The organism is Pontixanthobacter aquaemixtae (assembly GCF_009827395.1).
In the GTDB taxonomy this organism is placed as follows: domain Bacteria; phylum Pseudomonadota; class Alphaproteobacteria; order Sphingomonadales; family Sphingomonadaceae; genus Pontixanthobacter; species Pontixanthobacter aquaemixtae.
In genome coordinates, this window is record NZ_WTYX01000001.1 from 1,571,866 (window position 1) to 1,596,727 (window position 24,862).

Genomic DNA, 24,862 nt, shown 5'->3' on the forward strand with positions numbered 1-24,862 from the left:
TAGCCCCTCAATCGCCGGGCGGAATGCATCCGCATTCCTTGGCTACCTCGCATAAGCTCGGGCGGCCGGTCGGCCTTGCGGTCCGTCCGTTGGCGGACCGGACCTTTCCAAGCCATCAATCATTGTTCTAACTCTTGGTCGCGGCAGCCATAGGGCCACGCGGCCCGCCCACAGCGAAGCGACCGCCAGGGAGCGAAAGCGAGGAAATCGCGAGCGCGGACGCGCTTGCGGAACACAAAGACTCCCTTTATCCGGCGCGCATGCAGTTTACGACACTTCCCCACCCCTCGCCTATGCCAGCCGACACGCGCGATGCGGCGCTGGCCGATCCCGGTTTCGGACAGCTGTTTTCCGACCACATGGTGGTGATCGACTATGTCGAGGGTAAAGGCTGGCACAATGCCACCGTCGGCCCGCGCGAGGCGCTCAGCCTCGATCCCGCCGCTTCGGTGCTGCATTATGCGCAGGAAATCTTCGAAGGGATGAAAGCTTACAAGCAGGAGGACGGCGGCATCGCGCTGTTCCGTCCCGAGGCAAATGCGCGCCGGTTCAATGACAGTGCCGACCGCATGGCAATGCCGCGCATTCCCGAGGATGTGTTTATCGAAGCGATCCGCCAATTGGTTGCGGTGGATCGCGATTGGTTCCCCTCGGTCGAAGGCGGCTCGCTCTATCTGCGGCCCTTCATGTTCGCCAGCGAAGCCTTTCTGGGTGTGCGCCCGGCCAAGGAATACAAATTTATCGTGATCGCCAGCCCGGCTGGCAATTATTTCAAATCGGGTGTTCCGGCGGTGAAAATCTGGGTGGCGCAGGATTATGTCCGCGCGGCCAAAGGCGGAACCGGCGCGGCAAAGACCGGCGGCAATTACGCGGCCAGCCTGGTCCCGCAAGCCGAAGCGATCGAAAAGGGCTGCGATCAGGTCGTGTTCCTCGATGCGGTCGAGCGCAAATGGATCGAAGAACTGGGCGGAATGAACCTGTTCTTCGTGATGGAAGACGGCAGCGTGATCACACCGCCGCTGACCGGCACGATCCTGCCCGGCATCACGCGCAACAGCCTGATCCAGCTCCTTCGCGAAGAAGGGCTGACCGTGCGCGAAGAACTCTACAGCATCGACCAATGGAAAGTGGATGCGGAAAGCGGCAAGTTGCTCGAAACCATGGCCTGCGGAACCGCGGCGGTGGTCACGCCCGTTGGCACCGTTGCCAGCCATGATGGCGAGTTCACCATTGGCAGCGGAGGCCCCGGCCAGCTCACCAGCAAATTGCGCGAGAAGCTGGTCGGCATCCAGCGGGGCAAGGTTGCGGATGAGCACGGCTGGATAGTGAAGCTTTGATCCTGCACTAAGCGGGCCGCAAATTTACCCGTTTTTAACCACGATCCGGTAGTCTTATGGAATGGCTATTACAGATCGCATCGTGTCCGCTCGATTGAACGAAGAGCATGGCGAACTCCATTATCGCTGCGGCGGTCTGTGGGATGAGCATTCTATCGACGAATTGTTCGATTGCCTCAACCGTGCTTCCGAACCGCTGGTGAGAGCGCGAAAGCCGATCTATGCGCTTGGTGACTTTACAACAGCGATGCCGCAGGTCCGCGCGACTGCGGAGAAAATTGGCGCCCATCTGCGCAATGCAAAAGAATTCGGGCTCGAACGTATGGCCATCTATGGCGCACCGATCCTGATGCGGATGCAGTACAAAAGATTTGCCCCGGATGTGAATGTCGAATTCTTCGACACCAAAGGCCAAGCGCTGAACTGGCTGCGCGAAGGCCGCTGATTTAAGCCGGACAATCCGCCAACCTGTCCCGTATTGCATCGATCAGCCAGCTTGTCGCCGGGCCCGGCCGGGCATCCCTGCGCCATAGCGCGCTGAGCGTGTAGGCATCGCCGGGCTTCTCGGGCAGATCAAGTTCCACCAGCGCGCCGCTTGCCAGATCATCGCGGACCATGTGGCGCGGCATATTGCCCCAGCCGATCCCCTCTTTGAGCAGCGAGTGCTTTGCGCCGAGATCCGCCAGCCGCCAGCTTTGCGGGCTGAGCACGGAAAACTCCCGGCCTTCGGTCAACGGCGAACGATCGGTCAGCACCAGCTGCAAATGCTTGCGGCTTTCGCCCGGCGCGATGCCCGCCCCGGCAAGCGGGTGATCGGGCGCGGCAACGGGGACCAATTCGACTTTGCCGATGGCTTGCCGCTCCAGCTCGTCATGATCGCCGATCACCGGCCCGCCAATCCCGATCTGCGCCTCGCCGCCAAGCAGGCAAGACACAACCGCTCCCAACGCCTCGACATGCAGGCGCAGCGCCACGGTCGGGAACATGGTGCGGAATTCGCGCAGGACATTGGCGGTCACTTCGCCCGGCAGCATCACATCAACCACCAGCGAAACATCGCTTTCGAGCCCTGAATGGAGGCTGCGCGTTTTGGCGAGCAATGCATCGACCTCGTCCGCGACATTGCGCGCTTCGACCAGCAACCCCTTGCCCGCTTCGGTCAGTTCGGGTTTGCGCGATCCCTCGCGGGCGAACAGCGTGACACCCAGCTGCGCTTCCATCTGCGCGATGCCGTAACTGATTGCGGATACCGCCCGCCCCATCTGCCGCGCCGCGCCGCCGAAACTGCCCTGCTCCACCACCGCCAGGAAAATGCGCAATTGATCGAGACTTGGCTCGCCGATCCTCATGCTGCGCCCGTATATTCAAATAATTCGTACATTATAACGGATTTTATCCCACTTATCCGAAATAGCAAGAACGACTATCTCCGCATTCAACAGCAACTCGAACGGGAGAATTCCCATGATTGAACTCCGCCCTTTTAACTCGCTCGGCTCGGTCGACCATGGCTGGCTTGATGCGCATCACCATTTCTCGTTCGGCGGATATCACGATCCCTCGCGAGTCAATTGGGGCGCGCTGCGCGTGTGGAATGATGACACGATCGAAGCTGGAACCGGTTTCCCCACTCACCCGCATAACGACATGGAAATCATCACTTACGTCCGCAAAGGCGCGATCACCCATACCGACAGTATGGGCAATGAAGGCCGCACCGAAGCCGGCGATGTGCAGGTGATGAGCGCCGGCACCGGCGTGCGTCATTCCGAATATAACCGCGAGGATGAAGACACGACCCTGTTCCAGATCTGGATCATTCCCGACGAACGCGGCGGTGAACCCAATTGGGGTGCTGCCAAGTTCCCCAAGGATGACCGCAGCGGCAAGTTCGTCGCGCTGGCATCGGGCCATGCGAACGACAACGCATTGCCCATCCGCGCCAATGCCCGCGTGCTGGGCGCGACTGTCAAAGCCGGTGAAAGCGTCACTTACGACACGTCGGCGGACCGCCACCTCTATCTCGTGCCTGCAACGGGCAAGGTCCGGATAGAGGACGTGGAAGCAAACGCCCGCGATGGTGTCGCGATCACGCAGAAAGACAGCGTCACCATCACCGCGCTCGAGGACAGCGAACTCGTTCTCGTCGACGCAAACTAACCCCCTAGGCCCTGCTCCATTCCTCCCCCCTCCCTCTCGGGGCAGGGCCACCCCCTCTTTAAGGAGAACCCGAATGTCCAATATCCTTCACATCACCGCCAGCATTCGCGGCGACGAATCCATTTCGCGCAGCCTCAGCACCGGACTGGTCGAACGCCTCGCCCAAAAGAGCGGAGCCACGGTCACCACCCGCGATCTGAGCGCCAATGACATACCTTATGTGGACGCAGACCGGTTTGCTGCCAATCTCGCGCCCTATGCGGACCGCACCGATGCGCAGCACCAGCTCGCCGCCATCGCCGATGAATTGATCGAGGAACTGAAAGCCGCCGACACCATCGTGCTTGGCGTGCCGATCTACAATTTCTCTGTACCCGCCACGGTCAAGGCATGGGCCGATCTGGTGGCGCGCGCGGGCACGACTTTCGAATATACGCCCGAAGGCCCGAAGGGTCTGCTGACCGGCAAGAAAGCCTATATCGCCGCAGCATCAGGCGGAACGCCGGTGGGCAGCGATCTGGATTTCATGACACCGTGGCTCAAATTCTTCCTCGGTTTCCTTGGCATCACGGATGTCGAAATGGTCGCCGCAGACGGAATTATGGGCGTCGATGGTGACGAAAAGATCGCGAACGCGCATAACCGCGTCGAAAAACTGGCCGCATAGAGCCGCAACAGGGAAGGACGAATATCATGGAAACTTCAGCCACACAGGACCGCGTCGCGCTGGTCGCACGCATATTGCTGGCGATCCTGTTTATTCTTGCAGGCTTCAACAAGGCAACCGATCCAGCAGGGACCATCGGTTATATCAGCTCCGTCGGTTTGCCCTTGCCGCAGCTGGTGTACGCCGGAACGGTTGCTGTCGAATTGCTCGGCGGGCTGGCGCTGCTGTTTGGCTTCAAGGCGCGCTTGGCCGGATTGGCGCTGGGCCTGTTCAGCATCGTCGCGGCGCTGATCTTCCACAACGACTTCGCCGACCAGATGCAGATGACGATGTTCCTCAAGAACCTCGCCATTGGCGGCGGAATGCTGATGGTCTTCGCTTTCGGGCCGGGCCGCTATGCAATCGACAAGGGCTGACCAGCCAAAGGCCGGATGCCGGGGAGCCTAGCTCTCCGGCATTCCACTCTTCAATTCCGCGAGCCACAGATCGGCCACTGCATCGCTCGGTGCGCGCCAGTCACCGCGCGGGCTGAGCGCGCCGCCCGATGAAACCTTGGGCCCGTTGGGCAATGCGCTGCGTTTGAACTGGCTGAATTGGAAGAAGCGCCAGAGGAATTTTTCCAGCCATATCCGGATCGCCTCCAGATCATACTGGTTCTTCTTCGCCTCGGGGAAATCGGCGGGCCACAGCCCTTCCCCCGCATCCTTCCACGCATGATAGGCCAGAAACGCGACTTTGCTCGGCTTCTGCCCCCAGCGGATAATGTGGTGGAGGAAGAAGTCGTTGAGTTCGTAAGGGCCGATCTTCTCTTCGGTGCTTTGCATCCCGCCTTGCTCGTCTGCCGGGACCAGCTCGGGTGAAATTTCGGTGTCGAGAATTGCCTGCAGGACCTCGTCGGTCGCAGCATCGAATTGGCCGGTCTGGATGGACCAGCGGATCAGATATTGGATCAGCGTTTTGGGCACGCCTGCGTTGACGCCGTAATGGCTCATCTGGTCGCCCACGCCATAGGTGCACCAGCCCAGCGCCAATTCGCTGAGATCGCCGGTGCCAAGCACAAAGCCCTTATGCTGGCCGGACAGGCGGAAAAGATAATCGGTGCGCAGCCCAGCCTGCACATTCTCGAATGTCACATCATAGACCGGCTCACCATCGGCAAAGGGATGGCCGATATCCTCCAGCATGCGCGTGGCGGCGGGAACGATATCGATTTCCTCTGTGGAAATCCCCATCGCCTCCATCAGCTTCCACGCGTTGCTCTTGGTGTGATCCGAAGTGCCGAAGCCGGGCATGGTGAAGCCCTTGATCATGGTCCGATCCAGCCCCAGCCGGTCGCACGCCTTCGCTGCGACGATCAGCGCATGGGTGCTGTCGAGCCCGCCCGAAATGCCGATCACGATGCTCTTGGCCTTGGTCGCACTCATCCGCCGCATCAGGCCGTCGACCTGGATATTGAACGCCTCGTAGCAATCCTCGTCCAGCTTGTTCGCGCGATTGGGCACGAAGGGAAAACGCCGGATCGGGCGGTATAGGCCGATGTCTCCGCCGACTGATTTGTGTTCGAACGATATGGTGCGGAACCATTGTTCGGGGCATTGCTGCGCCTCGGCGGCATCGTTGAATGTCTGGTTGCGCATCCGCTCGGCAAGCAGGCGCTCGGTATCGATATCGGCAATGCTGAGTTCGGCGTCGAGGCTGAAACGCTCGCTCTCCGCCATCAGATCGCCGAGCTCGTAAATCATGCCCTGCCCGTCCCACGCCAGATCGGTGGTGCTTTCGCCATGCCCGCTGGCGGAATAGGCATAGGCAGCAATCGCGCGGCTCGATTGCGCGCGGGCCAACATGTGGCGCTCGTCCGACTTGCCGATGGTCACGTTGGATGCGGAAAGATTGGCCAGAATGGTCGCCCCCGCCAGCGCGCCCAGCGTGGAGGGCGGATTGGGCGCCCAGTAGTCTTCGCAAATTTCGACATTGAGCGTGAAGCCCGGCAGGTTCGATGCGGCAAAAATCAGATCGGTGCCGAACGGGGCGGTATGACCGGCAACGGAAATCTCCTGCCCCTGCACGCTGCGCCCGTGCGCGAACCAGCGCTTTTCATAATATTCGCGGTAATTGGGGAGGAAGCTCTTGGGCACCACGCCGAGCAATCTCCCGCCCGCGATCACCAAAGCGCAATTGTAGATCTTGCCGCCCCGCCGCAGCGGCGCACCCACCAACAACACGGGCGCCAGCTTGGCCGACGCCGCGACAATATCGCCAACCGCCTCTTCCACCGCATCAAGCAATGCCGACTGCAAATGCAGATCATCAATCGCATAGGATGACACGCACAGTTCGGGATAGACCACCAGATCGACATGCGCGTCATGCGCGCGTTTCGCTTCGGTCAAAATCGCCTCGCGGTTGAACGCCACATCGGCGGTGCGAACCTGCGGGGTGCTGGTCGCCACGCGGACAAAACCGTGTGTATGCGCGCAATAGAACGGGTGCGCGCCGCTTTTCTTGGGGCTGCTCATCGCAGTATCTTTCGTATCGGATTGAATGTCAGCGGCCGGTTCCAGCCAGTCTTCGAACGTGCAAATGCCCAATTCCGCCAACCGTCTTTGGACCGCGGCCCGGGCGATCTTGCCCTTGGTTTCCCAGCCATAGACCGTGCGGCTGGGCCACGGCTTCGGCGCGCCATAAAGCTCGCCAAATTCGGCAGCGTTAAGCGGCGGATCATGCGCTTCACGCCAGTCGCGGATTTTGATGCCTGCCAGATGCATGGGCACTAAGTATCCCAAAAGGATACCGCAATGCAAGCATCACTTCCAAGCTTGAAACCGGTTATTTGCTTGCCCTTGTAACGCCTTCATCCCACCTTACGAACAAGGCAAGACAATCGCGAAAGGAATTCCTCCCCCATGGCTGACCCGACTTATACCCCGCCCGAAGTCTGGACTTTTGACAGCGAAAGCGGAGGTCGCTTCGCCAATATCAATCGCCCGACCGCGGGCGCGCAGAGCGAGAAGGAGTTGCCGAAGGGCGAGCATCCGCACCAGCTTTACTCGCTCGCCACTCCCAACGGTGTGAAAGCCAATGTCATCTTTGAAGAACTGCTCGAAGCCGGGCATAGTGACGCCGAGTATGATGCCTGGCTGATCAATATCAGCGAGGGCGCGCAATTCACCAGCGGCTTTGTCGATATCAATCCCAATTCGAAAATCCCCGCGATGGTCGATCATTCGGGAGATACCCCGGTGCGCGTGTTCGAAAGCGGTGCGATCCTGATGCATATGGCGGAAAAATTCGGAAAGTTCCTGCCGACTGACCGTGCGGCCCGGGCCGAAACGCTCAGCTGGCTGTTCTGGCAAGTCGGCAGCGCGCCTTTCATTGGCGGCGGCTTTGGCCATTTCTACGCCTATGCGCCGGAGAAATACGAATATCCGATCAACCGCTATGCGATGGAAACCAAGCGGCTGTTCGATGTCGCCAATAACCGCCTGAAGGAAACGCAATTTCTGGCGGGGGATGAATACACCATCGCCGATATGGCCGCCGCGCCGTGGCTCGCCCCCTTCACCACCGGCGATATCTATAACGAGGCCAAGACATTCCTTTCGATCCACGAATATGAAGCCGTTGGCCGCTGGGCCAAAGAGGTGATGACGCGCCCTGCGGTAAAACGCGCCAGAATGGTCAACCGGTCCTTTGGCGATCCGGCCGATCAATTGCACGAACGGCATTCACCGCAGGATTTTGAAACCAACACGCTCGCCAAACGTATCGAACGCGGCGAAGTCGAGTCGCCCGAAAGCTAGCACCCGGCCGCAATCTGCAATTTCCGCAATTTGAACGACAATCAGCCCTTCCATTCCGCAAACACCGCGTTATATGGGGCGCGCTTGATGCGGGATTAGTCCCGCGAAAAGCTGCTGGGGTGTGGCCAAGTGGTAAGGCACCGGTTTTTGGTATCGGCATTCGCAGGTTCGATCCCTGCCACCCCAGCCATTTTTCCCTGATCAGTTTTGCGCAGGCGCAGCGGCGGGTTCGCCGTCACTATCTTCTGCGCCATCCTCTGCGCTTTCCTCTGTATCCGGCGTTTCTTCCAGAACCGCTTCGGGTTTCCGCTCCATGGCGGTCAGACGGTCTTCAACCGCTTTGCGCAGATCGGCAATCCGCTTCGCATTGACGCCCAGATCGCTTGTGCCGAGGCGTGAGGTCGAACGGAAATCGATTGCGGTCCCCTCTTCTGTCTCGCGCACACGAACGACCACATCATCGAGAAAGCCGTACCAGAACACTTCGTCAGTGCCTTCGACAATGCCTTCATCCTTATAGGTTTTGACATTGTCGAAGCCGCGCATTTCCATGGCGCTTTGCACCGCCGACATAGCATCCTCTACCGAGTCTGAAGTGTTCAGCGTTTTCAAATCGGGATAGCCATCGGCAATCAATTGCGCGGCGGTGATACCGGTCAGGCCCTCTTGATCCGCCCATTTCTCATATTCGCCCAGCGGACGGTTGAAATCGAGCAAATCGTTTGCCCCGTCATTCGCGCGGGCCTTTACCATTGCGTCGCTAAATTGCGGGGCGTCAGCGGTGTTGGTGGTGATGTCATAGATAAACGGGACCGATCCGGCGGTGGCGCGCAACTGGTTGAAACCCAGCAGCACAGCGGCGGGAATCAGCAGCGCCACAAGCGCCGCCAAAATTCCCTGCCGCGGTTTGACCAGCAGCGCGACCAGCAATGCGATCAGCGCAATCCCCGCGATCACCATTGCCGCCATTGATCCGATGGCCGCGGTCATGGTGCCGAAAGCAAACAGCTTGTCGATCACGCCAAACTTTGCACCAAACATGGCAATGGCGAACCACACGATCAGGAGAATGGCGAGGAGCAGCGCGATACGCGGCAGTTTTCTAACGATGTTCATGCTGCGCTAGATGCACCACGCCGCGCGCCGCGGCAAGTGCGCCCGCATGTCAGTATCCAGATTCGGCTCCGCTTTCTTCCAGAACCGGCTGCGGATTGTTGGGCGTCAGGATCAGCGTGTTGTCCTCCACCCGCCAGCCTTTGAGGCGCGACAGCAGGTTCATCCCGATCACGCTGGTATCGCCAAGATTGGGCGCAATCACCGCATCCAGACCGCGCGCAGCGACATTGCCGAAACGGATTTCGTCGACCGTCGCCAATTGCGCGGAAATGGTCCCGTTGGCGGTGCTAAGCTGGACCGGCAGCCCGCCCCGGCGCGGCTCCAGCCCCGTGCGCTGGGCAACGTCAGTCGAAACCGCAGTCAGCGTCGCACCGGTATCGATCATAAATTCGACCGGCTCTCCATTGACTTGCGCCACCAGCCAGAAATGCCCGTCAGGCGCGAGCGGGATACGCGTTTCGCCGCCTTCCACGACTTGTTCGGGCAATCCGACAGTGGGAAGCGCCAGATCGATACGCGGGTCGAACCGCGCCAATTGCAATACGATGGTGACGAGAATGCCGGTCAGCACCAAAGTGCTGGTCAACCGGATGGTGCCGCCCATCGGAACATCGCGGCGCACCATTATCGAGCCGATCCAGCCGCACACCAGTGCCACCAGAGTCGCAATCAGCAGGCCCGAACGCGGCACTTCGCGGATCACCGCGGCAACGGAATCCCAAATCTCTGCAAGTGCGCCCGGATTATCCATGATCACTATATAGGGACAGCATTCCTACAGGTCCATGAATGCCATTTCTGCAGACCGGGCGCCGCTTTTGCCCGGCCGGATCAATCAAAGATCGAGGAACGGCAAACAGGCGGGGATTTCGGCCTGTTCGCATTCGCTGGCGAGCAGTTTCCGGCTGCGCCCCATCAAGTCGGGCTGAATTGCTTCATCAAGCCCTTCCGCATCTGCATGTGCGCATATGCGCGCCAGCAGGAATTCGAGCGCGTGAATCTCCTCCACCCGTTCAATACACGTGCCAAGGTCCAGATTGGCATCCGTCCCGTTGGTCCACAAATCCTCCACCCCAAGCGAAGTGGATGCGGCCGAAAAGCCGCCTGATGCGCCATATCGCCGGTTCGCCAGTTCAAACCGGCTCATGCCCAGCTTGGGAATCTGGATTGTCTGCATTTGCACTTTTACCAGCTTGCCACCCCATGCCCGCTCGAGAATTTCCGGGTGGGTCAAAGCCTGCATCCGCCGCACCGATGCCGATGCGCAAAGCAGCAGTGCCTCGGTCAGGCTTCTAGCCAGACGCGCAAGTTCCGGCATCAGGAATGCCCCGCTTTCCGCGATGCGCGCTTCTCCTGCCTCATCCTGAACCAGCAGAGGATTGGATGATGGCCGGCCCAGAGCGCGATCGATTTCCTGCGCAAAGCCGCGAATCGCAAGGCCGAGAGATTCGGTCACTTGCGGCATTGCGCGAACCGAAACGGGTGGCTGCACGCGGTGGCCGCTGGCCGACAATGGCAATTCGCCGGAAACGAAGCGCATGGCTTCTTCCATCCAGCCATCCGCCCGATCACCTGCCGCTTGAAATCCGGGGCGCAATGCGCCGATTGCCGCCGCCGATGCTTTCTGCACCACAAGCAAATGTTTCCACAAACGACCCGCCGCCATCAATGGCTCTATCGCCGAGCCGACCTGCACAAATCCGCCATTGATCAGCGCCATCGCTTCGCCCGATTGCAGACGGAAATCCGCGTCGCGCGCCCGTGCCCATTCGAGGAAGTCCGAAAGCCAATGCGTGGCCGGTATCACATCACCGCAGGAATAGGATGCGCGCGCGGGTATTGCCGCGGCGAAATCGGCATCTTCAAAACAGGCCGACAGCATGTCGAAACTGCGCTGCGACACCGGCGTTCCGCCCGCAGCAATCGCATATAGTTTTGCAAGGTGTATGGCGCGCGCGGAAAACGCGCTGAAGTCAGGCGGCGATCCGATCTTGTGCGACTGCATGATCGCGGTCTCAATATCGGCGATGTCTTTCCCGTCGGGCGCTTGGCCGGAAAGATGGCCGGGCAGCACATCCAGCCCGTAAACCGGTGTTCCGTCGGCCTTGCTGATCGCAGCCGCAGCCAGATAGGCGTCACGATATGCGCCAATCTGGCCCTGCCGCGCGGCCACCGCTTCGGGAACCTTGCCCGATCCGGCCGCCGCCAGGAATTGTTCAAGCCGCTCCATCATGACCGCCGCTGGTAAATTACGACGAGGACAAACAGCAATGTCCCCAGCAAGGCGACGTTGATCGCGCCGTCAAAGGAAACAAGCCGGGGAATAAGCGACATAAACGATGTGGATCCTTCCTTCATCCCACCCAGCGAAGCGTAGTCGAGCGAATAGACGTCCATCAGTGTCGACAATATCTGGAGGAATGACAAGAACACGATTCCGCCCTGCACAAACCGGCTCGCGCGCTGATCGCTTTCATGCAGCCGGCCTTCGATAACATCATTGGCCGCTTCATTGCGCAGCCTGACGGCCGTGACCAGCGAATCGAGCTGGTATCCGCGGCATGCTGCATCAAACACCAGCCGCCGCGTGCCTTGCAGCGAAGTCGGCAGGCGATGCAGTTCCACCTCGAACCTGGCGGTTTCTGCGCCGAGCGCGGTTGCCTTGCGAATATCGCCGGTCAGGCTCCGCCTCCGGCCCGAACGGTCAAGGTCTTCGAGCAAGCGGCCAAGGCGGTGGAACACGGTATCGAAAACGGCATAGAGGTGCTGCGCAATCACCAACCCGCGCAAAGCATCGTCACGGAATTGCGCGTTCAGCAGAATATTGTTCCCTTCGCGCAGACGGATCACATCTTCGACGGTTTCGCTTGCCCGGGCCGTTTCATCGAGCCTGACCAAACCGCCCAAAACCTTGTCCTCAACCAAATCGGGGTCGAGCGCGTAGGTCCGGTTGGTCCACAAAATCTTCGGCTCCCCATAGCCCTTCTCCCCGCCCTGATCCGTGTCAGCTTCGGCCTCTGCATCAATGCTTGTCAGCGCGGCATCGATGGTTGGCCTTGTGAATTCGGACAGAACTTTCGATGCGACATCGTTCAGCACCGCTTCCAGCTCGGTCGCTGAAGCGATCGAATGCGACTTCGCAAGTGACAGAATGGTGGTCTGGATCGCAATTTCGCTGCGGAACATGGCCAGCCTCACCTGGCGTATTTCCAGATCGGCGACCGGCGCGGTTGCCGCGCCCTCGGCGGGAAAAATGTCGACCACCAGCTCTGGGAAGCCAGGCCCGCGTTCGAGATCCTTGTCGAGCGTTTCAAAGCGCAAATTCGCGCCGGTTGTCCTGATACTTTGCGGCTGGAATTCTGCGGCTGATCCGGTGGGCAGTCCGGCGATCACATCCTCAAGCAGATTTGCAAGAAACTCCGGCGAAGCAACTTTCCCGTGCAGACCCGCGGCGGAACTGGACATCCGTATCGGAGTGGTAAGGCAAATTTCCATTGCGATGGTGTGCCTAACGCAAAGATTGCGGCAACGCGACCCCCAATCACCCGCTCACGCCCGCGCGCCGCGAGGCGGCTGCGGGGTGGATGCGGACGAAGCTAGTCGGGTTCAGGCTGCGTCGGCCTGAGCATGTCCCGCTTCCATTGTCATCATTTCCGCCAGCAGGAATGCCAGTTCCAGCGATTGCGCGGCGTTGAGGCGCGGGTCGCAATGGGTGTGATAACGGTCGCCGAGGCGTTCATCGGCGATGCCCACAGCGCCGCCGACGCATTCGGTCACGTCCTGTCCGGTCATCTCGATATGGATGCCGCCCGCATGCGTGCCTTCGGCTCGGTGCACCGCGAAGAAGCCTTTAACCTCGCGCAAGATCCGGTCGAAGGGCCGCGTTTTGTAGCCGCTATCCGATTTGATGACGTTGCCATGCATCGGATCGCATGACCAAACGACAGGATGGCCTTCCGCCTTAACGGCGCGCACCAATGCGGGCAGCCCGGCCTCTACCTTGTCATGGCCGAACCGGCTGATCAGCGTGATCCGGCCCGCTTCGCGTTCGGGGTTAAGCGTATCGAGCAGTTTGAGCAGCACATCGGGTTCCATCGACGGGCCGCATTTCATGCCCAGCGGATTGCCGATTCCGCGCGCGAATTCGACATGCGCGCTGCCTTCAAAGCGGGTGCGATCGCCGATCCACACCATATGCGCGCTGGTGTCGTACCAATCGCCGGTGAGCGAATCCTGACGCGTCAGGTTCTGTTCGTAAGGGAGCAGCAGCGCCTCGTGACTGGTGTAGAAGCTGGTGCGTTGCAATTGCGGCACAGTGTCGGGATCGACCCCGCAAGCTTCCATGAAATCGAGCGCTTCACCAATCCGGTCGGCGGTTTGCGCGAATTTGTCTGCCCACGGGCTGCGGCCCATGAAATCGAGCGTCCATTTATGGACCTGACGCAGATTGGCGTAACCGCCGCTGGCAAATGCGCGCAGCAGATTGAGCGTGGCGGCCGCTTGCGAATAGGCGCGCACCATACGTTCCGGATCGTTGGTCCGCTTGGCCGGATCAAATTCGATCCCGTTGACATTGTCGCCGAAATAGCTGGGCAGAGTGACGCCGTCTTTTGTTTCGGTGTCGCTGCTGCGCGGTTTGGCAAACTGGCCCGCCATCCGGCCCACTTTCACCACCGGAACCTTGCCCGCATAGGTCAGCACGACTGCCATCTGCAGCAAAACGCGGAACGTATCGCGGATATTATTCGGGTGAAATTCGGCGAAGCTTTCCGCGCAATCGCCGCCTTGCAGCAGGAATGCCTTGCCTTGGGCAACTTGCGCCAGATCGGCTTTCAGATTGCGCGCTTCACCGGCGAACACCAAAGGCGGATAGGTGGAAAGGGTCTGCTCCGCGTCGGCCAGCGCCTGCGCATCGTCATAGCGCGGCAAATGCCGTGCTTCGTGCGCTTTCCAGCTATCGGGGGTCCAGTTCTTTGCCACTTTGTACCTGTCTTTCATCTGTTGCGGGCGCGCAAATACGCCTTGCGCCACTCAATAGCAAAGCAATCAGCTGCGCAAGCGCAGTAAATGCTGTCGCCAGCCAAGCAATGCTTGGCGCTTTTGGCAATTGATTACCGGCCGGTGGTCAACGCGGGGGCGGCCCTTACTGCGGGAACCACACGCTCGCCGGTGCTCTTGGCCAATTCCTGCCCTTCGGGAATGATCGCCATTTGCCATCCTTCGCGCGCGCCGAAATAACGCTGCGCCAGTGCCTGCATGCGTTCGGGCGTGGTTTCGCTGTAATCGGCCTGAAGCGTTTGCAAATAGAGCAGACGGCGGGGATCGGTGCTCGATCCCTCTATCTGGTACAGCCAGAACAGGTTTCCGCTCATCGCGCGGCGGATCAATTGCTTGAGCGGCTCGGTCGCCCGCTCCAGCTCTTCCGCGGTTGGCGGATTGGCGGCGAGATCCTTGGCAATCGCATCGGCTTCGGTGAAGAATACCGGCACATCTTCCGGTTTCAGCTGCGCGATTGCGGTAATCCGGCCGCCGCTGCTCAGGTCAATCGGCCAATGCGTGCCGACCTGCGGGGAATAGCTGGCACCGGCGCGCTCGCGCATTGCCTCGACCAAGCGGTTATCGAATATCGAGGCGAGAATTTCCAGCTGGCGCGACTGGCGCAATTCGGCAACGCCGCCGCCGGTTGGCCAGGCGATAACCGCTGCCGCCTGATTGGCATCGCCGCGATGGGTGCGGACCACCGTTTCGTTCCCAGACTCAGGAAAGGCTGGAACGCGCGCCAAAGCTTCTGGCGCAATCGGTTTGCGCGTCGGGATTGCGCCGATCGTCCGGCGCAATGTCTCAACCGTTTTCTGCTGGTCAAAATCGCCGAAGATCAGGATCTCGACATCGCCCTGCTCCAAAATCGGCGCCCAGACCTCGCGGAAGCCTTCGGGCGTCGCGGCGTTGAGATCCTCAACCGAAGGGGTTTTGAAGCGGCCGTCCATCGCCGTGATCAAGAATTCCAGATCGCGCTGCAACACTCCGCCCGGGCTCGTCGCCATCCCGTCATAGGCCAAAAGCTGCGCGGCTTTGGATCGAATGACGGGGTTCGGGTCCCACGCGGGATCGGACAATTTGTTGGCAAACAGATAAAGTTGGTCATCCAGATCGGGTCCGCGCGTCTGCGAGGAAAAAACGAAAGTGGCATCGTTGATTTCGAAATTGAAACCGATGACTCTCCCGGTGGTGATCCGGTCCAATTCCTCCTGGCCCAGGACACCCTGCCCCGATCCGACCAGCGCCATTTCGCCCAGCGCGATATAGGCCGCTTCGTCCTGCTCGAACGCGCGTTTGCCCGCGCCGAAATGCATCCGCACCGCAACCCGGCCCGGCTCATAGTCATTGGATGCCAGCAATGCGCGCGTGCCATTGGCAAATTCGATGCGCTCTACACCCAGCACGCCGAGCGGCCTCTGCGATACAATCGTCCCCGGCTCACCAACCGGTTCCAGCTCGTCAAAAGAGATCGACTTTGCCGCCAGCCGTGCGCCGGTATTGGCCGTCACTTCAGAACGCAGCGCGGTTTGCACCGCATTGTCAGAAGCCTCGCCAATCGCAGGGGTGACATAGGTTGCGCGGATCACGTCACCTTTGAACAGCTGCTGCGTGCGCTGGAGAATCTCTTGCGGTGTGACCTTGTTCTTCATCCCGCGGAAAACCTGCAGGAATGTCTCGGGCGCGGCGACCGCTTCGCGAATATCCACCGCATCGACCACCTCGTCCGCAAGGCTGGAGCCCGCCATCACCGAACGCTGTTCGACCAGATTGACAAATACCGCGTCATATTGCGCGGCTTCGCGATCAATCTCTTCCTGCGTCGGCGGTGTTGTGACCGCATCGGCGATGATCGCACGAACATCGGTCAGCGCCGCGCCCCAATCTTCGGTCAGCGGCGCAAAGGAGACAAAAGTCGCATCGGTAGAGCGGCTGATCTTGTCCTGTTCGACAGAGGCGTAGAGGAACGAACCGCCGACACGCGCGCGCGCTTCCAACCGGCGCTGGATAATCGCGGTTGCCAGAAGATCGGCAAGCCGGCCTTCATTATACTCAACCGTGTCATCGACCTTGCGCCAAGGGCGCAAATAGGCATAGGCGAAAGTGCGCGGCAGATCGGGTTCGACCAGAACCGCCACTTCGCCAACCGGATTGTCAGGGTCCACCCCTTCCGGAGCAACCGGATCACCGAATGCGGGGGCGGGCGTAAGCGGCCCCTTCCCTTGCCAATCGCCAAAATATTTCTCGATCATCGCGGCAAAGAACATCGGGTCGGCATCGCCCGCGATCACCACAACCGCATTTTCGGGCCGGTACCAGCGTTCCTGGAATGCCTGCATCGCCTCGGGCGTTGCGCCCAGCAGAGTCTCTTCGGTCCCGATGGGCAGGCGGCTGCCCAGCAATTGCCCTTTGAACAGGGTCGATCGGGTGGCCTCAGCCACGCGGTATCCCGGACCGCCACGTTCGCGCTTTTCGGCCAGCACGATCGGAACTTCCGCAGCCAGATTTTCCTTCGACAGAACCGGCGCGCGCATCATTCCCGAAAGCAGTTTGATACTTTCTTCGATTTTGGCCGGTGTCGCGTTGGGCAGGTCCAGCTTGTAAGCGGTGTGCGTTGGCGAAGTTTCTGCATTGGTATCGCTGCCGAAGGATGCACCCAGGCGCTGCCATGTCGGGATTGCTTCGCCCTGTTTCAGATAGGTGCTTTCGCGAAAGCTGAGATGTTCCAGCAAATGGGCAAAGCCCAGTTCGTCTTCCCGTTCATGCATCGAACCGGCATCAATCCTGATCCGGATGGAGACTTGTCCCGGCGGCACACCGTTTTCGCGCACCGCATAACGCAGCCCGTTATCCATCGCGCCCCACAGCCATTCCTTGTCCTGCGGAACATCGCTGCCTTCATAAATCCACGGCGTTTCATCGCCGGTTTGCAGCGCCTCTGGCGCGGCGTGTTCTTGCGGTTCGGCAGTTTGCGCAACCGCTTGAGGGGCCAACAAAAACAGGGGAAGAAGAAGCGAAGTGTGCGAAAGCGCACGCGATATTTTGATCATACGCGGCATATAGGATGCCAAGCTATGAAGCGAAAGTGAATAGGTCCGAAGTATTCGTGCCTTGTGACCGGCGGCGCGCGCTCCTACATCAGCGGCATGTTTATAGAAACCGAAACCACCCCCAACCCCGCCAGCCTGAAATTCCTGCCCGGGCAGCAAGTCATGCCCAGCGGCACGCGCGAATTTGCCTCGCCAGAGGCGGCGGAAGTGTCACCGCTCGCGCAGGCGATTTTCGACACGGGCGAAGTGGTTCTGGTGTTCTTCGGGGGCGATTTCGTGTCGGTCACTGCTGCACCCGGCGCCGATTGGTCCGCTCTCAAACCGCAAGTCGTCTCTATCCTGCTGGATCACTTTGTGTCCGAAGCGCCGCTATTTGTTGGCGGCGACGCGAGCGGGATTTCGGTACCCGCCGAAGATGCCGAATTGATTGTCGAAGACGATCCGGAAAATGCCGATATCGTTGCGCAGATCAACGAGCTTCTCGAAACGCGGGTGCGGCCTGCCGTTGCCGGCGATGGCGGCGATATCGCCTATCGCGGTTTCAAGGACGGTATCGTCTATCTGACGCTGCAAGGCGCCTGCGCCGGCTGCCCGTCCTCAACCGCAACCTTGAAACACGGGATCGAAGGTTTGCTCAAGCATTATGTTCCCGAAGTGACCGAAGTTCGCGCAGCCTGATTTGCCGAGGTATTCATGACCAAACAATTCCACGACAGCGTTCTGTCGCCAGACACACTCGACCAGCTATTCAACGAAGCGCGCAGCTATAATGGCTGGCTCGACAAAGATGTGTCGGATGAACAGATCGCGGCTATTTACGACCTTCTGAAAATGGCCCCGACATCGGCTAATATGCAGCCGGTGCGGATCGTCTGGGTCAAATCCGCTGATGCCAAAGCGCGCCTTGCCAAGCTGGTGATGGAAGGAAACACCGAAAAAGTGCTGTCCGCGCCGGTCACCGCGATCATCGGTTATGACATCGATTTTCACGAAGAACTGCCCTGGCTGTTCCCGCATACCGACGCGAAAAGCTGGTTCGAAGGAGACGAGGAAGGCCGCAAGGAAGGCGCATTCCGCAATTCGTCGCTTCAGGGCGCTTATCTGATGCTGGCCGCGCGCGCGGTTGGGCTCGATGTCGGGCCCATGTCCGGTTTCGACAATGAAGCGGTCGATGCCGAATTTTTTGGCGACAATTCGCGGCACAAGAGCAACTTCATATGCTCGATCGGATATGGCGATACGGAATCGATTTTCGATCGCAGCCCGCGCCCCGATTTCGGCACATTCAACACGATCGTCTGAACCTGACGCCTGGAGGTTTTGAATGGCGTTTGACCGCGTTGTTTGACCTTGGGCAGCAACGCGTGGCATCGGGCTGGATATGCGAACACTGGCAATAGATTGTGCGACAGAAGCCTGTTCGGTGGCGCTGTTCGAAGGCGGTGAGCCGCTCGCCAATTCGCATGCGGTGCTGGGACGCGGCCATGCCGAACGCTTGATCCCGACAATCGCCGACTTGCCCGGCAAAGGCAAAGCAGAGCGTATTCTGGTGTCACTCGGCCCCGGCAGTTTCACCGGGGTCCGCATTGGTATCGCCGCGGCCAGAGCGCTTGCCTATGCCTGGGGCGCGCAGATTGCCGGCTATCCAACGCTGGCGTTGATAGCTGCCATGGCCCGCGCGCAGCATGGCGATGTGCCGGTTCTGGCCTGTATGACCGGCGGGCACGGCGAATGGTTCGTCCAGCCATTCGGCGCGGACGGAATGCCCGAAGCCGAACATGCATCGCTCGCCCCCCAAGCCGCTGCGCAGCGCTTTGGCACCACGCTGGTCGCGGGGTCGCAAGCCGAGGCATTTGTGGAAGAGCGCGGCGGCGGAACCGCGCTGCAAATCTTGCCCGATGCGCAGCATGTTCTCGCGCTTCCAGAGGCGGTGCTGTCTGCCAACACTTCGCCCATTTACGGGCGCGCACCCGATGCCAAACTCCCGGCCTGATCCGTACGAACGACAGATGACCGACGATATCGACAAGATCATGGATGTGATGGACGCCGCCTTCGATCCCCAATGGGGCGAAGCATGGAACCGCCGCCAGCTGACCGACTCGCTGGCAATGCCGCACACCCATTATCAATTGATCGGTGCCGACGGCCGCATCCCCACCGAATCGTCGCCCGCGGCAGGATTTACCCTGACCAAGGCCGCTCCGGGCGAAGAAGAGCTTTTGCTGGTGGCAGTACGGCCGGAATTCAGGGGAACAGGCTTAGGTAAAAAGCTGTTACAAATTTTTACCGACAAAGCCCGTGAACGAAAAGCCGACACGGTTTTTCTTGAAATGCGGGCAAATAACCCGGCGGAAACGCTCTATCGGTCGGTTGGTTTCGAACCCGTTGGCAGGCGTGAAAATTACTACTTGATGGCCGATGGAAATAGAATTGATGCAATTACGTTTCGTCTAACGCTTTAGTATCATTTCAACCAATTCGGATGCTTTTATTAACCGAAAGCCTATACGGAACACTTGCTACATATCGGTAGTTAGGCCATGGACGATGGCACCCGCCAAAAATGGTGGAACTACTCCTTAACAAGAGTGGTGAAGTTAAAGTGGTCGCACACTAAGATGAGGACAATCATGGAACGTTTTGAAGACGATATGACGGAGACGTTAATCACGCTCACGTCAGATGTCGTTGCTGCTCACGTAAGCAACAACCAAGTTGACGGGGCCGAGCTCCCGTCGCTGATTACCAGTGTATTTGGCGCTCTGGCTGCGCTCGGTCAGGACGAGGACCCTGCCGAAATCCTGCCAGATCCGGCCGTGTCAATTCGCGCATCGGTCAAGAAAGACCACATCGTTTGCCTCGATTGCGGCAAGAAGATGAAAATGCTCAAGCGTCATCTGATGACAGAGCACGGCATGACCATCGACGAGTATAAAGCGCGTTGGGGCCTGGGTGCAGACTATCCAATGGTCGCCCCAAACTACGCCGAAACGCGCCGCGATCTGGCTAAGAAAATCGGCCTTGGCCGTAAGCCCGGCCAGAAGCGTGGTCGCCGCAAGAAGGCGGCATAACCACCGCTCTATCCGGAAAAACCAATTCCAGATGCGGCATCGCAGGCTCAATTGCTTGGGATTGCCAGCTTGAGATGAACGCCCCGTGCCTCTAAGGCTACGGGGCGTTTCATTTTTCGGCCGGTTTTCCGGCCTCGTGCAAGGATAGTTGAGTGCAGCAACGAATTGATCTCGAACAGCTCTGTGCTGAACGCGGCCTTCGCATTACCGAGCAGCGCCGCGTCATCGCGCGCGTTCTGTCGGAAAGCGACGATCATCCCGACGTCGAGCTGCTCCACGAGCGCGCCTCTGCGATCGATCCAAAGATCTCGATTGCAACGGTATATCGTACGGTCCGCCTGTTCGAAGAGGCGGGCATTCTCGACCGGCATGATTTCGGTGACGGGCGCGCCCGTTACGAAGCCGCGCCCGAGGCGCATCACGACCATCTGATCGATGTCGAAAGCGGCGACGTGGTCGAATTTGTCGACCCCGAGCTGGAAGCCTTGCAAAAAACCATCGCGGAAAAGCTGGGCTATCGCCTGGTTGATCACCGGATGGAATTATACGGCGTGAAGCTGGGCCGCGCGAAGGATCAAGAGGCTTGATCAGCCCTGAACGGCGCAAAGCCGCAGAGGAAGGCGAAGCAACACCGCTTTCCTTCACCGGTTGGACCCGGTTTTCATTGAGAGTGTTGGGGCTGATCGCGCTGCTGATCGTCTTCGTACCGCTCCATTACCTCTACCGTATCTTCAAATACGGATCGCCCTTTCCGATGCTGTTCCTGCGCTATGCAGGTTGGACATGCGGCGCGCGCGTGCGCAAGATCGGGACCCCGCTGCGGCGCGATGTGTTCTTCATCGCCAACCATGTTTCATGGCTCGATATTCTCTCGCTCGCAGGCGCAAGCGGAACCGCTTTCGTGGCCAAATGGGAATTGAGCGAAGTGCCCGTGGTGGGCTGGCTCAGCCGTCTCAACCGGACCGTTTTCGTCAAACGCGAAAACCGCCTTGGGGTGGCGCAGCAGATCAATCTGTTGCGCGAAGCGCTGGAGGACAATTGGTCTGTGACCGTATTCCCCGAAGGCACCACCACCGACGGGCAATCGCTGCTGCCGTTCAAGACCTCGATGCTCAGCGTGCTGGAGCCGCCACCCAAAGAGGTGCTGGTCCAGCCGGTGCTTGTCGATTACGGGCCGGTGGCCGAAGAAATCGGCTGGGTTGGCGAGGAAAGCGGCATCAACAACGCCAAGCGCATCCTCTCACGCAAGGGCAGCTTTGAATTAAAGCTGCATTTCCTCGAACCGTTCAGCCCCGAGGATTTCAGAGGGCGCAAGGCCGTCGGCGCAAGGGCCAGAGCGGCGATCGAAGCCGCCTTGCTGACCAGCCTCGGCAAACCCCTTCGCGAATTCAAGCATGATGTGGTGCCAATCCGCTATGCCGCCTCGAAGGACACTCGCGGCGAAGATACTGGCGAAGGGGATGCAGCTGATGGGGATATTGGCAGCGGCGGCTGACCATTGCGGCCAATCCCGTTTGCCCCTAAAGGCCGCGCCCATGCAAAAGACTGCGCCCCCTAAGACCTATCGGGTCAAAAGCTTCGGCTGCCAGATGAACGTCTATGATGGCGAGCGAATGGCGGAAATGCTGGCCAAAAAGGGCATCACCGAAGCGCCAGAGGGTGAGGACGCCGATCTGGTGGTGCTCAACACCTGCCACATCCGCGAGAAAGCAGCCGAGAAAGTCTATTCGGATATTGGCCGGCTGACTAAAGGCAAAACGCAGAAGAAAGCGCCGATGATCGCGGTTGCAGGCTGCGTCGCGCAGGCAGAGGGCGAAGAGATCATGGCCCGCGCGCCAGCGGTGTCGATGGTGGTCGGCCCGCAAGCCTATCACCGGCTCCCCGGCATGATTGACGCTGCGGTCAGCGGTGAACGGTCGACCGACACCGATATGCCTGCGGACGCAAAATTTGCAGAACTGCCCAGCCGCCGCCGGGTGTCGCCGAGCAGCTTCCTGACGATCCAGGAAGGGTGCGACAAATTCTGCACCTATTGCGTTGTACCCTATACACGCGGCGCGGAAATCTCGCGCCCTTACAGCGCTTTGGTGGACGAAGCGAAGAAACTGGTTGCAGCCGGCGCAAAGGAAATCACGTTGCTCGGCCAGAATGTCAGCGCGTGGACCGGAGAAGATGAAAAGGGCCGCAGACTGGGCATGGCCGGTCTGATCCGCGAATTGGCGAAAGACCCCGATCTCAAGCGCATCCGCTACACCACCAGCCACCCGGCCGATATGGATGACGAGCTGATCGATACGCATGGCGAGATCGACAAGCTGATGCCCTATCTCCATCTACCCGTGCAAAGCGGCAATGACCGCGTGCTCAAGGCGATGAACCGCAGCCACACTGCGGACAGCTATCTCAAACTGCTCGACCGGTTCCGCGCTGCGCGGCCCGATCTGGCCTTGTCGGGCGATTTCATTGTCGGTTTCCCCGGCGAAACCGACGCAGAGTTCGAAGACACGCTGAAAGTGGTCGATGAAGTCCGCTATGCGCAGGCATTCAGTTTCAAATATTCGCCCCGCCCCGGCACCCCCGCCGCGACGATGGAGGATCAGGTTCCCTTGGAAGTGATGGATGAACGCCTGCAGCGCCTGCAAGCCTCTCTCCGCCGCGACCAACAGGCCTTCAACGATGCCAGCGTCGGCAAGGTCTGCGAAGTGTTGATCGAACGCAAAGGCAAGCGCGAGGGCCAATGGCTGGGCAAGTCGCCGTGGCTGCAATCGGTCCACTTCACCGGCGATGTCCAGATGGGCGATCTGGTGAAAGTCGAGCTGATCCAGGCGGGCCAGCAATCGCTGGGCGGGCGGCTGATCGACTGATCGCGAGTCTCCTGGAAGTTACAGTCTTGTGACTTTCCACCACCATCGCGATGCGCCTAGCTTGCCTCCGCCGCCTTTCGGCGTATCTTCTGCGTTAGTTAGGAAACGCCAATCAAAGGCCAACCATAGGAACGCATGGCTCGCAAATCTTCGGCCGCCGAACCGGCGGTGTCAAAACCTCCCGTCCCCCAGCGCGAAATTCGCCGCGCACAGGTGGATATGAATTTCGAGAACCAATCGCTGCTGGTTCCGCTCTTCGGACAATTCGATGCCAATCTGGTGCAGATAGAAAACCGCCTCGGCGTGTTCATCTCTGCGCGCGGCGATACGCTGCATATCGAGGGGCCCGAAGACAGCGTGGCGCGCGCACGCGACGTGTTGCAGGCGCTCTATGACAGGCTGTCACAGGGGCAGGATCTCGATGCGGGTGCAATCGAATCGGTCATCGCAATGTCGAACGAGCCCACGCTGGACGGGATTGTGAATGGCGAAAAAGACGTCCCGCCAATCATGATCCGCACGCGGCGCAAGACGATTGTTCCGCGCTCTCACATGCAGGCCAGCTATATGCAGCAGCTTGCGCATGATGATGTGATTTTCGCGCTTGGTCCGGCGGGCACGGGCAAAACCTATGTCGCGGTGGCGCAGGCGGTCAGCCAGCTTATCACCGGCAGCGTGCAGCGCCTGATCCTGTCGCGTCCGGCGGTCGAGGCGGGCGAACGGCTCGGCTTTCTGCCCGGTGATATGAAAGACAAGGTCGATCCCTATCTGCGCCCGCTTTACGATGCGCTGTATGATTGCATGCCGCCCGAGCAAGTTGAGCGCCGGATCGAAAGCGGCGAAATCGAAATCGCCCCGATTGCCTTTATGCGCGGGCGCACTTTGTCCGATGCTTTCGTTATTCTGGACGAAGCGCAAAACACCACGCGCGAACAGATGAAAATGTTCCTCACCCGTTTCGGCCAGAACAGCCGGATGGTGGTGTGCGGCGACCCCAAGCAGGTCGATATTCCCGGCGGCGACCGGATGAGCGGACTGGCCGATGCGGTGGCCCGTCTGGAAGATGTCGAAGGCATTGGCGTGACCCGCTTCACCCGCGCCGATGTGGTCCGCCACCCGATCGTTGGGCGGATCGTCGAGGCCTATGAAGGGCCGGATGCTTAATTCACTGTCTTTGCGAGGAGCACAGCGACGCGGCAATCCAGAGGAGTTAAGGGCTCCGTTCTGGATTGCTTCGCTACGCTCGCAATGACGATGGATTTAGAAATCGACATCGAAGGTTGGCCAGGAGCCGATTGGGAAGCGTTGGCAGAACGCGCTTCTCATGCGGTGGCCGAAAGCGCGCCCGAACTAGCTAACGCGCGCCTGTCTGCCAGCCTCCTCTTCACCACCGATGCCGAAGTCCACACTCTCAACCGCGAATGGAGAGAGCGCGACAAGCCAACCAATGTCTTGTCATTCCCGATGCTTTCGCGGGAAGAGCTTCTTGCACTCGAACCGGAAGGACCGCCGGTGCTGCTTGGCGATCTCGCGCTCGCCTATGAAACCTGCGCGCGCGAAGCGGATGAAAAGGGCGTCGCGCTAGAGCACCACGCTGCGCATCTTATCATTCACGGAATGCTCCATCTCGCGAGCTATGACCACGAGATATCCACCGAGGATGCCGAGCATATGGAGGGATTGGAGATCGAAGCACTTGCGCGTATAGGTATTGCGGACCCATATGCCGACTCGTTTGGGGATCGAGAACTTTAGGA

General features: G+C 59.7%; 24 protein-coding genes and 1 tRNA gene. 17 read left to right on the forward strand and 8 right to left on the reverse strand.

From position 1 onward, the window contains the following. Positions 1-260 precede the first annotated feature (260 nt). Positions 261-1,337, forward strand: a complete 1,077-nt coding sequence (locus tag GRI41_RS07565) for a branched-chain amino acid aminotransferase (protein ID WP_160604135.1) — start codon at positions 261-263, stop codon at positions 1,335-1,337. Between the two features lie 61 nt (positions 1,338-1,398). Further along, positions 1,399-1,782, forward strand: coding sequence for an STAS/SEC14 domain-containing protein (locus GRI41_RS07570; protein ID WP_160604136.1), 384 nt, complete (start codon positions 1,399-1,401; stop codon positions 1,780-1,782). A gap of 1 nt (position 1,783) precedes the next feature. Here the strand turns inward: GRI41_RS07570 and GRI41_RS07575 are convergent, their stop codons facing one another. After that, complete coding sequence (locus GRI41_RS07575) at positions 1,784-2,686, reverse strand: LysR family transcriptional regulator (RefSeq protein WP_160604137.1); 903 nt, start codon at positions 2,684-2,686, stop codon at positions 1,784-1,786. A 115-nt stretch (positions 2,687-2,801) separates the two neighbouring features. Between GRI41_RS07575 and GRI41_RS07580 the strand changes: the two genes are divergently transcribed. From GRI41_RS07580 to GRI41_RS07590, 3 genes are all read left to right on the forward strand, one after another. After that, positions 2,802-3,497, forward strand: coding sequence for a pirin family protein (locus GRI41_RS07580; protein WP_160604138.1), 696 nt, complete (start codon positions 2,802-2,804; stop codon positions 3,495-3,497). Positions 3,498-3,570: 73 nt separating this feature from the next. Next, positions 3,571-4,164, forward strand: coding sequence for an FMN-dependent NADH-azoreductase (locus GRI41_RS07585; RefSeq protein ID WP_160604139.1), 594 nt, complete (start codon positions 3,571-3,573; stop codon positions 4,162-4,164). A 26-nt stretch (positions 4,165-4,190) separates the two neighbouring features. Then, the gene (locus tag GRI41_RS07590) at positions 4,191-4,580 is read left to right on the forward strand and encodes a DoxX family protein (protein WP_160604140.1); all 390 of its coding nucleotides are present in this window, start codon (positions 4,191-4,193) and stop codon (positions 4,578-4,580) included. A 27-nt stretch (positions 4,581-4,607) separates the two neighbouring features. On the opposite strand, the gene GRI41_RS07595 is transcribed toward GRI41_RS07590, so the two are convergent. Then, complete coding sequence (locus tag GRI41_RS07595) at positions 4,608-6,680, reverse strand: NAD(+) synthase (protein ID WP_235901170.1); 2,073 nt, start codon at positions 6,678-6,680, stop codon at positions 4,608-4,610. Positions 6,681-7,067: 387 nt separating this feature from the next. On the opposite strand from GRI41_RS07595, the gene yghU reads away from it, so the two are divergent. Then, the gene (gene yghU / locus GRI41_RS07600; RefSeq protein WP_160604143.1) at positions 7,068-7,964 is read left to right on the forward strand and encodes a glutathione-dependent disulfide-bond oxidoreductase; all 897 of its coding nucleotides are present in this window, start codon (positions 7,068-7,070) and stop codon (positions 7,962-7,964) included. 115 nt (positions 7,965-8,079) lie between these two features. Then, positions 8,080-8,154 (forward strand) — tRNA-Gln (locus GRI41_RS07605). 11 nt (positions 8,155-8,165) lie between these two features. Here the strand turns inward: GRI41_RS07605 and GRI41_RS07610 are convergent. The 6 genes from GRI41_RS07610 to GRI41_RS07635 all read right to left on the reverse strand — a co-directional run bounded on the left by GRI41_RS07610 (position 8,166) and on the right by GRI41_RS07635 (position 17,110). Continuing rightward, positions 8,166-9,080, reverse strand: coding sequence for a DUF1499 domain-containing protein (locus GRI41_RS07610; RefSeq protein WP_160604145.1), 915 nt, complete (start codon positions 9,078-9,080; stop codon positions 8,166-8,168). Between the two features lie 49 nt (positions 9,081-9,129). Beyond that, on the reverse strand, positions 9,130-9,831 hold the full coding sequence (locus tag GRI41_RS07615; protein ID WP_160604147.1) for a retropepsin-like aspartic protease family protein: 702 nt from the start codon (positions 9,829-9,831) through the stop codon (positions 9,130-9,132). 84 nt (positions 9,832-9,915) lie between these two features. Further along, the gene (locus GRI41_RS07620; RefSeq protein WP_160604149.1) at positions 9,916-11,313 is read right to left on the reverse strand and encodes an aromatic amino acid lyase; all 1,398 of its coding nucleotides are present in this window, start codon (positions 11,311-11,313) and stop codon (positions 9,916-9,918) included. Then, positions 11,310-12,545: a hypothetical protein gene (locus GRI41_RS07625; RefSeq protein WP_160604150.1), complete on the reverse strand. Its 1,236-nt coding sequence runs from the start codon at positions 12,543-12,545 to the stop codon at positions 11,310-11,312. Before GRI41_RS07625 ends, GRI41_RS07620 begins: the two co-directional genes overlap by 4 nt. 141 nt (positions 12,546-12,686) lie before the next feature. Then, positions 12,687-14,060, reverse strand: coding sequence for a class II 3-deoxy-7-phosphoheptulonate synthase (locus GRI41_RS07630; protein WP_160604686.1), 1,374 nt, complete (start codon positions 14,058-14,060; stop codon positions 12,687-12,689). A gap of 131 nt (positions 14,061-14,191) precedes the next feature. Next, complete coding sequence (locus tag GRI41_RS07635) at positions 14,192-17,110, reverse strand: M16 family metallopeptidase (protein ID WP_235901089.1); 2,919 nt, start codon at positions 17,108-17,110, stop codon at positions 14,192-14,194. Positions 17,111-17,263: 153 nt separating this feature from the next. Between GRI41_RS07635 and GRI41_RS07640 the strand changes: the two genes are divergently transcribed. The 10 genes from GRI41_RS07640 (at position 17,264) to ybeY (ending at position 24,860) form a co-directional block, all read left to right on the forward strand. Continuing rightward, entirely contained in the window at positions 17,264-17,845 is a 582-nt protein-coding gene (locus GRI41_RS07640; protein ID WP_160604154.1) for a NifU family protein, read from the forward strand. A gap of 15 nt (positions 17,846-17,860) precedes the next feature. Next, entirely contained in the window at positions 17,861-18,469 is a 609-nt protein-coding gene (locus tag GRI41_RS07645; RefSeq protein ID WP_160604156.1) for a malonic semialdehyde reductase, read from the forward strand. A gap of 79 nt (positions 18,470-18,548) precedes the next feature. Beyond that, the gene (gene tsaB / locus GRI41_RS07650; protein ID WP_160604158.1) at positions 18,549-19,160 is read left to right on the forward strand and encodes a tRNA (adenosine(37)-N6)-threonylcarbamoyltransferase complex dimerization subunit type 1 TsaB; all 612 of its coding nucleotides are present in this window, start codon (positions 18,549-18,551) and stop codon (positions 19,158-19,160) included. Positions 19,161-19,176: 16 nt separating this feature from the next. Next, positions 19,177-19,632: a GNAT family N-acetyltransferase gene (locus GRI41_RS07655; RefSeq protein ID WP_160604160.1), complete on the forward strand. Its 456-nt coding sequence runs from the start codon at positions 19,177-19,179 to the stop codon at positions 19,630-19,632. A 168-nt stretch (positions 19,633-19,800) separates the two neighbouring features. Further along, positions 19,801-20,241, forward strand: coding sequence for a MucR family transcriptional regulator (locus GRI41_RS07660; protein ID WP_160604162.1), 441 nt, complete (start codon positions 19,801-19,803; stop codon positions 20,239-20,241). Positions 20,242-20,393: 152 nt separating this feature from the next. Next, the gene (locus tag GRI41_RS07665; protein ID WP_160604164.1) at positions 20,394-20,828 is read left to right on the forward strand and encodes a Fur family transcriptional regulator; all 435 of its coding nucleotides are present in this window, start codon (positions 20,394-20,396) and stop codon (positions 20,826-20,828) included. Further along, a complete protein-coding gene (locus GRI41_RS07670; protein ID WP_160604166.1) occupies positions 20,825-21,736 on the forward strand; it encodes a lysophospholipid acyltransferase family protein in 912 nt (303 codons plus the stop codon). The genes GRI41_RS07665 and GRI41_RS07670 overlap by 4 nt, the downstream gene beginning before the upstream one ends. Before the next feature lie 40 nt (positions 21,737-21,776). Beyond that, positions 21,777-23,105, forward strand: a complete 1,329-nt coding sequence (gene miaB, locus GRI41_RS07675) for a tRNA (N6-isopentenyl adenosine(37)-C2)-methylthiotransferase MiaB (protein ID WP_160604168.1) — start codon at positions 21,777-21,779, stop codon at positions 23,103-23,105. A 135-nt stretch (positions 23,106-23,240) separates the two neighbouring features. Continuing rightward, the gene (locus GRI41_RS07680; protein WP_160604169.1) at positions 23,241-24,269 is read left to right on the forward strand and encodes a PhoH family protein; all 1,029 of its coding nucleotides are present in this window, start codon (positions 23,241-23,243) and stop codon (positions 24,267-24,269) included. Between the two features lie 90 nt (positions 24,270-24,359). Next, a complete protein-coding gene (gene ybeY / locus GRI41_RS07685; RefSeq protein WP_160604687.1) occupies positions 24,360-24,860 on the forward strand; it encodes an rRNA maturation RNase YbeY in 501 nt (166 codons plus the stop codon). Positions 24,861-24,862: the final 2 nt, after the last annotated feature.